This window comes from Streptomyces sp. NPDC093064 (assembly GCF_044754605.1).
In the GTDB taxonomy this organism is placed as follows: Bacteria; Actinomycetota; Actinomycetes; order Streptomycetales; family Streptomycetaceae; genus Streptomyces.
Genome location: NZ_JBIVPK010000052.1, coordinates 1 through 13,777, shown reverse-complemented (window position 1 = coordinate 13,777; position 13,777 = coordinate 1). Strand labels below are relative to the sequence as shown.

The 13,777-nt window shown below is 71.8% G+C and carries 14 protein-coding genes; 3 read left to right on the top strand and 11 right to left on the bottom strand.

Annotated elements, in window-relative coordinates; genetic code table 11:
- Positions 1-140: 140 nt before the first annotated feature.
- Positions 141-1,127 carry a transcription termination factor NusA gene (gene nusA, locus ACIQFZ_RS36035; RefSeq protein WP_361422159.1) on the bottom strand — a complete coding sequence of 329 codons (987 nt, stop codon included), beginning with the start codon at positions 1,125-1,127 and terminating at the stop codon, positions 141-143.
- A 2-nt stretch (positions 1,128-1,129) separates the two neighbouring features.
- Entirely contained in the window at positions 1,130-1,627 is a 498-nt protein-coding gene (gene rimP / locus ACIQFZ_RS36030) for a ribosome maturation factor RimP (RefSeq protein ID WP_365427256.1), read from the bottom strand.
- Between the two features lie 195 nt (positions 1,628-1,822).
- On the opposite strand from rimP, the gene ACIQFZ_RS36025 reads away from it, so the two are divergent.
- The 3 genes from ACIQFZ_RS36025 to ACIQFZ_RS36015 all read left to right on the top strand — a co-directional run bounded on the left by ACIQFZ_RS36025 (position 1,823) and on the right by ACIQFZ_RS36015 (position 3,950).
- The gene (locus ACIQFZ_RS36025) at positions 1,823-2,434 is read left to right on the top strand and encodes a hypothetical protein (protein ID WP_365427259.1); all 612 of its coding nucleotides are present in this window, start codon (positions 1,823-1,825) and stop codon (positions 2,432-2,434) included.
- The gene (locus tag ACIQFZ_RS36020) at positions 2,431-2,907 is read left to right on the top strand and encodes a ferritin-like domain-containing protein (RefSeq protein ID WP_365775767.1); all 477 of its coding nucleotides are present in this window, start codon (positions 2,431-2,433) and stop codon (positions 2,905-2,907) included. The genes ACIQFZ_RS36025 and ACIQFZ_RS36020 overlap by 4 nt, the downstream gene beginning before the upstream one ends.
- 128 nt (positions 2,908-3,035) lie before the next feature.
- Positions 3,036-3,950 (top strand): aminoglycoside phosphotransferase family protein, encoded by a 915-nt coding sequence (locus ACIQFZ_RS36015; protein WP_402693206.1) that lies wholly within the window; start codon positions 3,036-3,038, stop codon positions 3,948-3,950.
- Positions 3,951-4,217: 267 nt separating this feature from the next.
- Here ACIQFZ_RS36015 and ACIQFZ_RS36010 read toward each other — a convergent pair whose 3' ends face one another.
- From ACIQFZ_RS36010 to ACIQFZ_RS35970, 9 genes are all read right to left on the bottom strand, one after another.
- A complete protein-coding gene (locus ACIQFZ_RS36010) occupies positions 4,218-5,918 on the bottom strand; it encodes a proline--tRNA ligase (RefSeq protein ID WP_361422147.1) in 1,701 nt (566 codons plus the stop codon).
- Between the two features lie 106 nt (positions 5,919-6,024).
- Entirely contained in the window at positions 6,025-6,618 is a 594-nt protein-coding gene (locus tag ACIQFZ_RS36005; RefSeq protein ID WP_365427269.1) for a GNAT family N-acetyltransferase, read from the bottom strand.
- A 54-nt stretch (positions 6,619-6,672) separates the two neighbouring features.
- Positions 6,673-7,521 carry a GNAT family N-acetyltransferase gene (locus ACIQFZ_RS36000; protein WP_365427272.1) on the bottom strand — a complete coding sequence of 283 codons (849 nt, stop codon included), beginning with the start codon at positions 7,519-7,521 and terminating at the stop codon, positions 6,673-6,675.
- A 167-nt stretch (positions 7,522-7,688) separates the two neighbouring features.
- Entirely contained in the window at positions 7,689-8,579 is an 891-nt protein-coding gene (locus ACIQFZ_RS35995; protein ID WP_365427275.1) for an ABC transporter permease, read from the bottom strand.
- Positions 8,579-9,514 carry an ABC transporter permease gene (locus tag ACIQFZ_RS35990; protein WP_376653900.1) on the bottom strand — a complete coding sequence of 312 codons (936 nt, stop codon included), beginning with the start codon at positions 9,512-9,514 and terminating at the stop codon, positions 8,579-8,581. Before ACIQFZ_RS35990 ends, ACIQFZ_RS35995 begins: the two co-directional genes overlap by 1 nt.
- Complete coding sequence (locus tag ACIQFZ_RS35985) at positions 9,511-10,848, bottom strand: ATP-binding cassette domain-containing protein (protein ID WP_402693205.1); 1,338 nt, start codon at positions 10,846-10,848, stop codon at positions 9,511-9,513. Before ACIQFZ_RS35985 ends, ACIQFZ_RS35990 begins: the two co-directional genes overlap by 4 nt.
- Complete coding sequence (locus tag ACIQFZ_RS35980; protein ID WP_402693204.1) at positions 10,845-12,044, bottom strand: ABC transporter substrate-binding protein; 1,200 nt, start codon at positions 12,042-12,044, stop codon at positions 10,845-10,847. The genes ACIQFZ_RS35985 and ACIQFZ_RS35980 overlap by 4 nt, the downstream gene beginning before the upstream one ends.
- A 134-nt stretch (positions 12,045-12,178) precedes the next feature.
- Entirely contained in the window at positions 12,179-13,186 is a 1,008-nt protein-coding gene (locus ACIQFZ_RS35975) for a LacI family DNA-binding transcriptional regulator (RefSeq protein WP_402693203.1), read from the bottom strand.
- 297 nt (positions 13,187-13,483) lie between these two features.
- On the bottom strand, positions 13,484-13,777 hold a 294-nt coding region (locus tag ACIQFZ_RS35970; RefSeq protein ID WP_402693202.1), incomplete at its 5' end, for a flavodoxin-dependent (E)-4-hydroxy-3-methylbut-2-enyl-diphosphate synthase.

The window sequence follows — 13,777 nt, the reverse complement described above, 5'->3', positions numbered from 1 at the left end:
CACCGACCTCACCCCTGCGGGGCAAAGATCGAACGGCTGTTGTCGTATTCCGAGCGGCCTGCGGCCCGGATCTATTCCCCCCGGACGGGTGAACTCCCCCGCGGTCCTGCCGCGCCGGCTCGTGCACCTGCTCGGAGGGGTTACTCGGGGGCCTGCTCGGTGTCCGGGCGGATGTCGATCCGCCAGCCCGTGAGCCGGGCCGCCAGCCGGGCGTTCTGGCCTTCCTTGCCGATCGCCAGCGACAGCTGGTAGTCGGGCACGGTGACGCGGGCCGACCGGGCGGCCAGGTCCACGACCTCCACCTTGGAGACGCGGGCCGGCGACAGCGCGTTCGCCACCATCTCGGCCGGGTCGTCCGACCAGTCGACGATGTCGATCTTCTCGCCGTTCAGCTCGCCCATCACATTGCGCACCCGGCCGCCCATGGGGCCGATGCAGGCGCCCTTGGCGTTCAGGCCCGATCGGGTGGACCGTACGGCGATCTTGGTGCGGTGACCGGCCTCACGGGCGATCGCGGCGATCTCCACGGAGCCGTCGGCGATCTCCGGGACCTCCAGGGCGAAGAGCTTCTTCACCAGGTTCGGGTGCGTACGGGACAGGGTCACCGAGGGGCCGCGGACGCCCTTGGCGACCCGGACGACGTACGACCGCAGCCGCATGCCGTGCGGGTAGGTCTCCCCGGGGACCTGCTCCTGCACCGGCAGGATGGCCTCCAGCTTGCCGATGTCGACGAGCACGTTCTTCGGGTCGCGGCCCTGCTGGACGACCCCGGTGACGATGTCGCCCTCGCGGCCGGCGTACTCGCCGAGCGTCGCGTCGTCCTCGGCGTCGCGCAGCCGCTGCAGGATGACCTGCTTGGCGGTCGTGGCGGCGATACGGCCGAAGCCGGACGGGGTGTCGTCGAACTCGCGGGGCTCCTGGCCCTCCTCGAGGTCCTGGGGGTCCTCCTTCGCCCACACGGTCACATGCCCGGTCTGCCGGTCGAGCTTCACGCGCGCGTGGCGGCGGCTTCCCTCGGTGCGGTGGTAGGCGATGAGGAGGGCCGACTCGATCGCCTCGACCAACAGGTCGAAGGAGATCTCCTTCTCTCGTACCAAGCCCCGCAGGGCACTCATGTCGATGTCCACGGCTACGCCTCCTCTTCCTTCTGGTCCTTGCGGCTGAACTCGACCTGCACCCGCGCCCTGACGATGTCCGGGAAGCCGAGTCTGCGGGTCGTGGGCTTGCGCCCCTTCACCCCGGGCACTTCGAGGTCGAGGCCTTCGTCATCGACCCCGAGGATCCTGGCCACCAGCTCGCCGTCGTCGGCCAGCTGGAACTTGGCCAGCCGGCCCGTGGCGCGCACGTAGTGCCGATGTTCCCTGAGGAGGCGCTCCGCGCCCGGGGTACCGACCTCGAGGGTGTACTCGCCCTCGCCCATCGCGTCCGTCTCGTCGAGCCTCGCCGAGAGCGCACGGCTCACATCGGCGATCCGGTCCAGATCGGCCCCGGTGTCGGAATCGACGACGACGCGCAGCACACGCTTGCGTCCTACGGAGTCCACGGCGATCTCTTCGAGATCCAGGCCCTGGGAGGTGACGAGCGGTTCCAGCAGTTCCCGCAGCCTCTCGCTCTGGGTGGTGCTCATCCGGGTGACTCCTCGGCCGCGTGTGCTGTTGTGGGTTGGTCGCGTGTCTGGTCAAAGGGTATCCGGTCCGCAGGGGTGTTGCCGTCCACCTGGGCGGCAGCGGTGCCGCTGAGTGATGCGTGCGCGGGGCACGGGTACCGTGATCACGGGCGAGCCGCCCCTCCCACTTTCTTCACGCACCCGAGGACGTCTGCCGTGCCGTTCCCCACACCTTCGCGCGCCCTGGCGGGCCCGCGCAGAAGGAGCCTGCTCGCCTCGGCCGCGGGGGCCGCCCTGCTCGTGGGCTGCTCCACCGGTTCCGACGACTCCGGCGGCACGGGCCAGGCACCGTCGGCCGCCGAGCGGATGCGTGCGCGTGCGGCACGCGACAGCGAGGAGCTGGCGCGGCGGTACGACGCTGTGATGGCCGCGTATCCGGCGCTGGCGGAGCGGCTGCGGCCGCTGCGCGCGCACGTCGCGGCGCACGTGGAGGCGTTCGGCGGCACCGCGAAGGCCTCGCCCGGCGCGACGGCGTCGACCACGCCTCCGATGGCCTCGACCGCGCCGCCGGCGGTCTCGGCCACGCCCGAGGGCTCCGGTTCGCCCGAGGACTCCAGGGCGCCTGCGGGAGCCGAGGCCTCGGGCTCCCCCGCCGCCCGGGAGACCGCGAAGTCCGCCCTGGCCGGGCTCGCCGCCGCCGAGCGTTCCCTGTCCGACCGGCGCACGGCGGACCTGGTCCAGGTGCCCGGTGAACTGGCCCGTCTGCTGGCCTCGGTGGCGGCGGCCGGTGCCGCGCACGCGTTTCTCCTGACGGAAGGTGGCAAGTGAGCCAGGTGACGGACCGGCGGCGGCTGGAGGCACTCCAGGCCTCGCTCGCCGCCGAGCACGCGGCCGTGTACGGGTACGGCGTCGTCGGCGGCAGGATCGGCGAGAGCCGGCGGGCCGAGGCGCGGTCGGCGTACGACGCCCATCGGGCGCGGCGGGACGCCCTGGTACGCGAGGTGCGGGACCTGGGCGGGCAGCCGGTGGCCGCGGCGGCCGCCTATGCGCTGCCGTTCCCGGTGCCGGACTCCGCGGCGGCGGTACGGTTCGCCGCCGAGCTGGAGGAACGCGTGGCCGGGGTGTACTCCGACCTGGTCCGGGCGGCCGCGGGCGCGCGGCGGCGGGCGGCCGCCGGGGCGCTGCGCGAGGCGGCGGTCCGGGCGGTGCGCTGGCGCGGGGGGAGCGTAGCCTTCCCTGGTCTCGCCGAACGGGCCGGTGCGGCGGGCACGCCCACGGCTTCGAAGGCACCGACGCCATAGGGCGTACGAATCCCGCGGACGGGCACGGACGGGAGGAACGGGACGGCACACGTGGCGCCCACGGCGCACGGCGACAGCGGAGACCGCGTCCAAAAAGACCAGGAAGTCCAGGAAGGAACGACTCGCGCATGGCTTTCGAACCGCCGCGGCGTCTGGTGCGGGCGCTGGGTGAGACCGCACCGGACGGGGACGACTGGCTGGAGACGCTGCCCGGACTGGCGCGGCAGGCGGTGGCGCTGCGCGAGCTGACCGTCGAGCGGGTGCAGATGCCCGGCGGACGCAGCAGCCTCGTCGTGCTGGTGCGGACGGCGGACGGGACGCCGGCCGTGCTCAAACTGGCCCCTGCCCGGGCCCGTCCGGAGAGCGAGCGGGCCGCGCTCGCTCACTGGGGCGGGCGGGGCGCCGTGCAACTGCTGGAGGACGGGCCGGTCGGGACGGTCCCGGTCGAGGGTGTGCTCCTGCTGGAGCGGCTGCACCCGGACGTGTCGGTGCGGTCGCTGCCGGAGGCGCGGGCGCTGCTGGAGGCGGCGGGCACGCTGCGGCGGCTGTGGGTCGAACCGCCCGCCGGGCACACCTTCGAGACGGTCGAGGAGCGGACCGGCCGGCAGGCCGGGGCGATGCGGGCGAGCGCGGAGGCCGACGCGGAGGTGGCGCCACTGGTCGAGGCGGCGCTCACGGCCCGCGCGGAACTGCTGGCCGCGCCGCCCGAGCGGCGGCTGCTGCACGGCACGTTCCGGCAGAGCAAGGTGCTCGCCGGGGACCGGATGCCGTGGCTGGCCGTGGGCCCGGACCCGGTGGTCGGCGAGACCTCCTTCGACCTGGCGCGGCTGGTCCGCGACCGGGTGGAGGACCTGATCGCCGCGCCGTCCGGCGCCGCCACCACCCGGCGCCGGATCAAGCGGCTGGCGGAGTCCCTGGAGGTCGACCGCGACCGCCTGCGCGGCTGGACGCTCTTCCGAGCCGTGGAGTCCGGCGTACGCGCCCGCCGCGTGGGCCGCCCGAAGGACGCGGAACTCCTCCTGGAATTCGCCACCTGGCTCTGACCCACCCGACCGCTTGGAACGAGGGGGCCCGCAGCCGACACGCGAACGCGGAGGCGGCCGCCTCTGCCGAAACCTCCCAGGCAGCACCGCCGTGACAACGGCCGCTCCCCCGCCCACCGGGCGACGGCCTTGGGAGAGCGGTGGCGCGGGGGCCGCGGACGGTCGGCGGATCTTGATGCGGGTGCGGGGTCCGGCGCGTCCTCGTTCGCCTTGTGGCTGGACGTGCCCGACCCCGCTTGATCCCGTGACCCGTTCCGCCGGGCGGGACTACGCCGTGAGGCGGGTGATCGCTTCCTCGATCGGGAGTTCCTCGCGCTCGCCGGTGCGGCGGTCCTTCAGCTCGACGACACCCTCGGGCGCGCGCCGGCCGACGACCAGGATCTGCGGGACGCCGATGAGTTCGGAGTCGGTGAACTTCACGCCCGGGGAGACACCGGCCCGGTCGTCGACGAGGACGCGGACGCCTGCCGCGGCGAGCTTCTGGGAGACCTCCAGGGCCACCTCGGTCTGCAGGGCCTTGCCGGCGGCGACCACGTGCACGTCGGCCGGGGCGACCTCCTTGGACCAGATCAGGCCCTTGTCGTCGGCGTGCTGCTCGGCGAGGGCCGCGACCGCGCGGGAGACGCCGATGCCGTAGGAGCCCATGGTGACGCGGACCGGCTTGCCGTTCTGGCCGAGGACGTCGAGCTTGAGGGCGTCGGCGTACTTGCGGCCGAGCTGGAAGATGTGGCCGATCTCGATGGCCCGGTCCAGCTTGAGGCCGGTGCCGCACTTCGGGCAGGGGTCGCCGTCCTGCACGACCACCACGTCGACGTACTCGTCGACCTCGAAGTCGCGCCCGGCGACCACGTTCTTCGCGTGCGTGTGCTCCTTGTTGGCGCCGGTGATCCAGGCCGTGCCGGGCGCCACGCGCGGGTCGGCGATGTACTTCACCTTGTCCAGGCCCTGCGGACCGACGTAGCCGCGGACCAGGTCCGGGCGGCCCACGAAGTCCTCGGCGGTGACCAGCTCGACGGCGGCCGGGGCGAAGTGCGCCTCGACCTTGTCCAGGTCCACCTCGCGGTCGCCGGGGACACCGACGGCGACGATCTCCCCGTCGACCTTGACGAGCAGGTTCTTCAGCGTGGCGGAGGCCGGCACGCCGAGGGAGGCGGCGAGGGTCTCGATGGTCGGAGTGTCCGGGGTGGGGATCTCCTCGGCCGCGGGCACGGCGGAGCCGTCCACCGGCACCAGCTCGTACGCGATCGCCTCGGTGTTGGCGGCGAAGTCGCAGTTCGGGCAGTCGGCGAAGGTGTCCTCGCCGGCGGCGGCCGGGGCGAGGAACTCCTCGGACTTGGAACCGCCCATCGCACCCGCGGTCGCGGCGCAGATCCGGTAGTCCAGGCCCAGGCGGTCGAAGATCCGCTGGTAGGCCTGGCGGTGCAGGGCGTAGGACTCGGCGAGGCCCTCGTCGGCGAGGTCGAAGGAGTAGGAGTCCTTCATCAGGAACTCGCGCCCGCGCAGGATGCCCGCGCGGGGCCGGGCCTCGTCCCGGAACTTGGTCTGGATCTGGTAGAGGATGACCGGCAGGTCCTTGTAGGAGGTCGCCTGGTCCTTCACCAGCAGGGTGAAGATCTCCTCGTGGGTCGGCCCGAGCAGGTAGTCGCCGCCCTTGCGGTCCTTCAGACGGAACAGCTCGGCGCCGTACTCGTCCCAGCGGCCGGTCGCCTCGTACGGCTCACGGGGCAGCAGCGCGGGCAGCAGCACCTCCTGGGCGCCGATGGCGTCCATCTCCTCGCGGACGATCCGCTCCACGTTGGCGAGGACCTTCTTGCCCAGCGGCAGCCAGGTCCAGATCCCGGCGGCGGTGCGCCGTACGTAGCCCGCGCGAACCAGCAGCTTGTGGCTCAGGACCTCGGCGTCCGCCGGGTCGTCGCGCAGCGTCTTCGCCAACAACTGGGACATGCGCTGGACCGGTGCGTTGGCCATGGTTCTCGTACTCCTGCCGATGGTGGCCCCCGCTCGGACGAGGCCGAGAGTGGGGGAAGCTGATGGCTAGGAGGTTAGCCGGGCTTGCCGCGCCGGTGGAAATCGGTTAAAGCCGACCAGGCGCCGGGCCCAGGCGGCGGCGCAGCGGCAGCGGGGCGCCCATCACGGCGTACGGTTTCGGCGCGCTGGGGAAGTGCACCTGGCGGGCGAGGTCCTCGTAGCCCAGGGAGTGGTAGAGGCCGCGGGCCGGGCTGTCGGTGTCGATCGCGGAGAGGATCGAGCGGGGCTCGCTCGCGCTGTCGGTGATGGTGGTGATCAGGGCCCGTCCGATGCCGCGGTTCTGGTGGCTCGGGTGGACGTGCAGTTCGGTGATCACGAAGGAGTCGTCGAGCCAGTCGTCGTGGCCGCGGGCGCGCAGGTAGGGCTCGACGACGGTGGACCACCAGTGGGTGCGGTCGTTGGGCATGCCGTAGACGAATCCGGCGAGCCGGCCGTCGGCCGTGGTGGCGCCGAGCGCGCGGGCCCCCCGGCAGGTCATGTGGCGCAGCACGATCTGCCGGCGTACAGCCACCTCGTCGGCGCCGAGACCGAAGGCGACGGCCTGCACGGCGAGCGCTTCGTCGACGCGGGCCGACAGGTCCAGGGGGCCGATCACGACGTCGTCGCTGCGGCGGTGTCCGTGACCGGGGAAGTGCGCCATGCCGGGAGACTACAGGGCGTGCACGGGGCGCTGAACAGCGCAGTGAGGCGCAGGTCAGAAGAGAACGCTCATGAACGCGCCGACCTCCTGGAAGCCCGCCTTCAGGTAAGTGCGCCTGGCCGCGGTGTTGAAGTCGTTCACGTACAGACTGACCACCGGGGCCACGTCGGCCAGCGCGTACCGCAGGACCGCCGCCATGCCGGGGACCGCCAGACCGCGGCCGCGGTACTCGGGGGCCACCCACACGCCCTGGATCTGGCAGGCCGCGGGGGTCGCGGCGCCGATCTCGGCCTTGAACATCACCTTGCCGTGCTCGTCGAGGCGGGCGAAGGAGCGGCCGGAGCCGACGAGTTCGGCGACCCGGGCCTGGTAGAGCAGGCCGCCGTCCCCGGCGAGCGGGGAGACGCCGACCTCCTCGGTGAACATCGCCACGCAGGCCGGCATGATCGTGTCCATCTCGTCCTTGCGGATGCGGCGGACGTAGGGATCGGGAGCGATGCCGGCCGGCATGCGGTCGGTGACCATGAGCGGCTGGTGGGCGCGGATCTCGCGGGCCGGGCCCCAGCCGGGTTCCAGGAGCCGCCACAGCTGGGCGGTGGGTTCGGCCGGTCCCACGATGGAGGAGCAGCGGCGGCCGGCCCGGCGCGCACGGTCCGCGAAGGCCCGGACGGCCCTGGGAGTCGCGCAGATCGGGACGAGGTTGGCCCCCGCGTAGCACAGGGACGTGAGTATGCCGTCCTCGTACCAGCCCCACATCTCTCCGCCGAGCCGCCACGGGTCCAGTCCGGCGACCTGAACGCGGGACGTCACGAAGGCGTTCACAACCGGCTCGCGGCCGAGGACCGCGAGCGCGGCGTCGAGGTCGCTCGGTCCGAGGACCGCGGTGGTCGTCTGGGTCAACACGTCGGCGGGGCCTCACCATGAGGATCTACTGGTTCCCGCACTGTACCTGGCAGCGACGGGGGACGCCGCCCGGCGGTGAATGCCGCCCGGCACCGCCCCTGCCAGTGAGAACGGCCGTCCCGTACCCGCGGGAACGGCCGCCCCCTGCCCGTCGGAACGGCCGTCTCCTACGCGGACCGGTCCTCCTTGACGCGGGTCACCAACTGGGTGGGGTTGACGAAGCGGAGGGCGATCACCAGCAGCACGAGCATCGACAGCGTGTACATCACGGCCATCGCGTCGATGGACTGCTGGGTGCGAATACCGGCCGAGAAGACGGCGTAGTAGAGCGCCACGACGAGGGTCTGGCTGTCCGGTCCCGCGGTGAGGAAGGTGAGTTCGAACATGCCGACCGTGCGGACCAGGACCAGTACGGAGGCGGCGAGGATGCCGGGCACGAGCAGCGGCGCGAGGACGCGCAGCAGGACGGAGCCGGTTCGGGCCCCGCACATCCGGGCGGCCGCCTCGATCCTGGGGTCGATCTGCTCGATGAACGGGGTCATCGTCAGGACGACGAACGGCACCGACGGCACCAGGTTCGCCAGCACCACCCCGGTCAGGGTCCCGGCGAGCTGGAACTTGTACAGGACGGTGGCCAGCGGGATGCCGTAGGTGAGGGGCGGCACCAGGATCGGCAGCACGAACAGCAGCAGCACGGCCTTCTTGCCGGGGAAGTCCCTCCGGGCCAGCGCGTAGGCGGCCGGCACCCCGATCACCACGGACAAGGCGACGACGAGCACGGACACCAGCGCGGTTGTCCAGAAGACCTGGCCTAGCTGGAACTCCCGCCAGGCGGAGCCGTACCACTTCGTCGTCCAGCCCTGCGGCAGCCAGCTGGTGAACCAGCGGGTGCCCAGGGAGTCGACGAGCGGTACGCCGATGACTCCGGCGAGTTGGAGGAAGAAGAACCCGAAGACGAGGGCGGCGATCCAGGTGCCCGGGCGGATCCGGCGCCACCGGGAGGGGGCGGCCGGGTCCGTACCGGACTGCGCCGCGGAGGTCTGGACGAGGTCGGCCATCAGCCCTTGCCTCCCGTCGCTCCTCGGTACAGCAGCGACCGCCAGGCGAGCACGAGGACGACGACCGCGAGCATCACCGCGGCCATGATCATGGCGATGGCGGAACCGAGGGAGTAGTCGAATTTCTGGAACGCCGCCTGGTACGCCTCGATCGAGATGACGTGCGTGGTCTTGCGCGGGTCACCGACCAGTTGGGCGGACGGGAACACCGCGAACGCCAGGACGAACGACAGGCAGAAGGTGATGGCAAGGCCCGGTGCGAGCAGCGGCAGGAGCACGTACCGCAGCCGCTTGCGCCAGTCCGCGCCGAGCGTCGCGGCGGCCTGCTCCAGGCTGGGGTCGATACCCGTCAGGTACGACAGCGTCAGCAGGTAGGAGAAGGGGAAGCCGGTGATAATCAGCGAGGCCAGCACACCCCAGTAGTTGTGCACGAGGGCGAGCGGCTCGTCGATGAGGCCGAGTCCCAGCAGGGTCTTGTTGAACCAGCCGTTGGGGCCGAGGTAGCCGAGCAGGCCCTGGGCGGTGAGGACCGTCCCGAGGGTGATCGGCATGACCAGCAGCGTGGTGATCAGCCGCCGGCCGCGGAACGCTCCGCGGGTGCGGAACGCGACCGGCACGGCGGCAAGGCAGTTGATCAGCGCGGCGGGCACGGCCAGGCCCAGGGTGATCCACAGGGTCTCCCGCAGGTACGGATCGCTGAAGAAGAGCCGGTAGTTGGCGAACAGCCCCCCGCCCTGGGCGGGTTGGAACGACAGTCCAAGACCGTAGAAGAAGGGGTAGCAGAACAGCACGGCGAGGAAGAGCACGCCCGGGACCGCGAGGAGCAGGAGCCGGTCGACCCCGCGCTCGGCCAGGCGGTGGCGCAGCGCGGGCCGCGCGGCCGGGGGTTCCGGCGGCGCGGGCGGCGGGACCGCGCGGGTGTCGGTGGCGCTCATGTGGCCACCTGTTTCGGAATGTCGCGCGCCTCCCGCGACTTCTCGGAAGGCTCCTTCGCGCCCTCGTCCGCCGGTGCGTCCGCCGGGTTCCGCGGGTCGCGGGAGCCCGGCTCCCCGGCCTCGGGGGCGGACTGCTCGGGGGCCGGTCCGTCCCCGGCGCCGGGGCCGCGAGACGGCCTCTTGCCAAGGTCGTTCGGCTGTCCGTCGCCGTCGTCGGTGGCGAAGACCAGGACCCGGTCGGCAGGTGCGACGAGCCGTACCGACTCGTCGGGCGCGAGCCGTTTCCGGGTGCGGAAGTGGACGCGGCGCCCGTCCGTCAGCCGTGCCTGCACGGCGAGTTCGCGTCCGTGGTACTCGACGACCTCGACCGTCGCGGGCAGTCCCGGAGTGCCGGAGGTGCCGGAGGTGCCGGAGGTGCCGGAGGTGCCGGAGGTGCCATCCGGGGGGTCGTCCCCGGTCACCGCGTCCAGGTCCTCGGGGCGGATGGCCGCCGTGACCCGGCCGCCGGCCGCCACGCCGTCACGGTCGAGCCCGACGAGCGGGCTGCCCGCGATGTCGACGACCACATGGGGGCCGCGGGTCCCGGTGACGGTGGCGTCCAGCAGGGTGCGGTAGCCCATGAAGGAGGCGACATAGCGGTTGGCCGGGCGGCTGTAGACCTCCTCCGGGGTGCCGATCTGCTGGGTGCGGCCGTCGCGCAGCACGACGAGCCGGTCTGCGAGGGAGAGGGCCTCCTCCTGGTCGTGCGTGACGTACACGGTGGTCAGTCCGAGCCGCTGGTGCAGGCGGCGGATCTCCGCCCGCATCTCCAGGCGCAGCGCGGCGTCGAGGTTGGACAGCGGCTCGTCCATCAGCACCAGTCGCGGTTCCAGGACGATGGCGCGGGCGATGGCGACCCGCTGCTGCTGGCCGCCGGAGAGCTGACCGGGCCGCTTGTGGGCGTGAGCGGCCAACTGGACCATGTCCAGAGCCCTGGTGACCCGTTCGGCGGCCTCGGCCTTGGGGACCTTCGCCATCTTCAGGCCGAAGCCGACGTTGTTCCGTACGGTCATGTGCGGGAACAGGGCGTAGTTCTGGAAAACCATGCCGAACCCACGTCGCTCGGGGGCGAGTTGGTCGATGCGCTCCCCGTCGAGGAAGATCCCGCCGCCGGTCAGCGGCAGCAGTCCGGCCAGGCAGTTGAGGGCGGTGGACTTTCCGCAGCCGGAAGGGCCGAGCAGCGCCACGAACTCGCCACCCGAGATCTCCAGGTCCAGTCCCCGCAGGGCCTGGTGTCCGCCGAAGCTGCGGGTGACCCCGGCCAGGCGCAGGGTCGAGATACGGGCCCCCGTCACTGGCCGGCCACCTGACGGTTCCACAGGTCGAACGCCTTGACCTGCGCCTGCGCGGACAGCGACGGCTTCTTCGGGAACTGGTCGATCCAGGTGTCGAACTCGGGGACGCCGTACTCCTTGACGACCTGCTGGGACTTGGCGGGCGCCATCGACAGCGGCACGTCCTTGACGGCCGGGCCCGGGTAGAAGTAGCCGTCGTCGTAGGCCTTCGCCTGCTGCTCGGGGGTGAGCATCCAGTGGAGCAGGTTGAGCACCGCGGACATCTTGTCGGCGCTGACGCCCTTGGGGACCACGGCGTACTGGGCGTCGGTCACCCAGGTCATGTCGTCGAAGTGACCGGCCTTCATCTTCTTCGGCACGGTGCCGAGCGCACGCGGGTTGATGTACCAGCCCGTAGTGCTCATGATCATGTCAACCTGACCGGTGGCCAGGTTCTTCATGGTCTCGGAGGTGCCCGAGCCGTACACGTCGACGTACTTGTCGAGTTCCTTCAGGTACGCCCATGTCTTGTCCCACCCCTTCTCGGGGTCGGACGGGTCCTTGTCGCCGAGGAGGTACGGCAGCCCCATCAGCCAGGTGCGGCCGGGCCCCGAGTTGGCCGGGTCGGCGTACTGGAAGCGCTTGGGGTGGGCCTTGGCCCAGTCGAGGAGTTCCTGCGGGGTCTTCGGCGGGTTCGGCACCTTGGCCGGGTCGTACTCGAACAGCGGCCCCGACGGGTAGTACACGACGGCCGTGCCCTTGCCCTGCGCCAGCTTCGCCATCTCCGCCGCCGGCGGCAGGTAGTCCGGATTGCCGATGGCGTCCTGGTGCGCGGCCATGTCCGCCCAGAGGTCCTGCTCGAGCCCAGCGGCGAGGCCGTCGGTGCCGGTGAGGACCATGTCGATCTGGACGCGGCCTGCCTGCTGCTGCGCCTTGATCTTGCCGGCGAGTTCCGGAGCGGGTGCCTTGGAGTACGAGATCTTGCCGACGATCTCCGGATGCGTCTTCCGGAACTCGTCGATCATGCCCTGGGTCAACTGGAGGTTCCCGGCGACGTCGAGGATCTCCAGCGAGACCGGCTTGCTCGGCTTGTCCGGCACCTTCTGGGCGGCGGACTGCCCCTCGTCCCCCGACGACTGACTGCTCGGTGCGCTGCATCCGACCACCGTGACCGCGAGCAACAAGCCGGCGGCGACGAGGCGCTGAACGGACGGCACACGAAGACTGGCTCTGTGGACGGTGCGGGACACAGCAACTCCCTGCGGGCGTCGGCCCGATATGCGTCAGCGACAGTGAGGAAACGCTTTCTCAGCCTGGTGCCCGAACAAAATCCTGCGAGCCATCGGATCTGTCAAGAAGGTGCGCCGGTCGAACTGCGAACGTGCAGGTCGACCGGGATGGATTCGCCCTCGATGTCGTCCTCGCCGGCCATCAGCCGCAGCAGCGCCGCACCGGCGGCCTGCCCGAGTCGCCCTCGGGGAATCGCTACCGTGGTGAGGGGCGGCGCCGAGAAGCGCGCCATGTCGATCTCGTCGAAGCCCGTCAGGGACACATCGTCCGGCACCCGTACGCCGAGTTCGGCGAACCGCGCGAGCAGCCCGAGCGCCACGAAGTCGTTGTAGGCCATCACGGCACTCGCGCCGGTGCCGAGGGCGGCGTCGGCCGCCGCGTATCCGGCGTCGGCGGTGGAGCCTGCGTCGACCGTGCGCACGCGCAGCCCGAAGTCCTCGGCGGCGGCGAGGGCGCGCATCCGCTCGTGGTGGGCCCAGGCGCCCCCGGGGCCGGCGACGTAGACGACGTCCCGGTGCCCGAGCTGGGCGAGGTGGCCGCAGAGGGCGAGGACGCCACGGAAGAAGTCGACGGTGATCGCCCGCAGACCGAGGCCGGGCTCCTGCCGGTTGGTGACCAGGATCGGGTTGTCGCGGCCGGTCAGTGCGATGAGGTCGGCGCGCGGCATGCGCGGGGAGCAGAGCAGCAGGCCGTCCGCGTACCGGATGAGGTCCTCGGCCAGCTCCCGCTCGGCGGCGGGGTCCTCGTTGGAGTCCATGACCAGGACGCGGGACCCGTTGGATCTGGCCACCGCGGAGAGGGCCTTGATGATGTCGTGGAAGTACTGGTTCGCCAGGTCCGGGACGAGCACCCCGAGCGTGCCGGAACGGCCCCGGGCCAGGCCCTGCGCCGCGGCGTTCGGGCGGTAGCCCAGGTCGGCGATGGCCTCGCGGACCCGGTCGGCGAGGTCCGGGGCGACGGTGCCGACCTGGTTGATCACCCGCGAGACGGTCGCCACGGAGGCGCCGGAGGCGCGGGCCACATCGGCGATGGTGACGCGTTTCTGCCCCCGCACGGAGGGCCGTCTCACGGACCCCTCGCCACCGTGTCCGGCGCGCTCTCCGCTGCGCCGCGCTGTGGTCATCGCATCCCCCCTGGAGTCGTCCCGTGCTGAGATAGCGTTTCCTCAGCCTGCTCGTCAGCAAGTTAGCAGTCACCAGCGAGCGGGAAGAGGCCGTGGACGGCCGCGGCGGGTGAACCGTCGCAACATTTCGATGAAAACGCTTTCCGAAGATCCCGCCTTCCGAAGACCAGGAAGCCCCGCCCTTCAGGGGCGGGGCTTCGGTGTGGGGCGGCGGGTGCGGCGCGGGCGGGCGCCGCCCGGGGGTCAGCCGCTGACCGAGATCTCCGGCTCGCCCGAGGCGACGCCGTCCTGCTCCATCTGCTCGGCGATCTTCATGGCCTCCTCGATCAGGGTCTCCACGATCTTCGACTCCGGGACGGTCTTGATGACCTGCCCCTTGACGAAGATCTGCCCCTTGCCGTTGCCGGAGGCCACACCCAGGTCGGCCTCACGGGCCTCACCCGGACCGTTGACGACACAGCCCATGACCGCGACGCGCAGCGGCACCTCCATACCGGTCAGACCCGCCGTGACCTCCTCGGCCAGCTTGTAGACGTC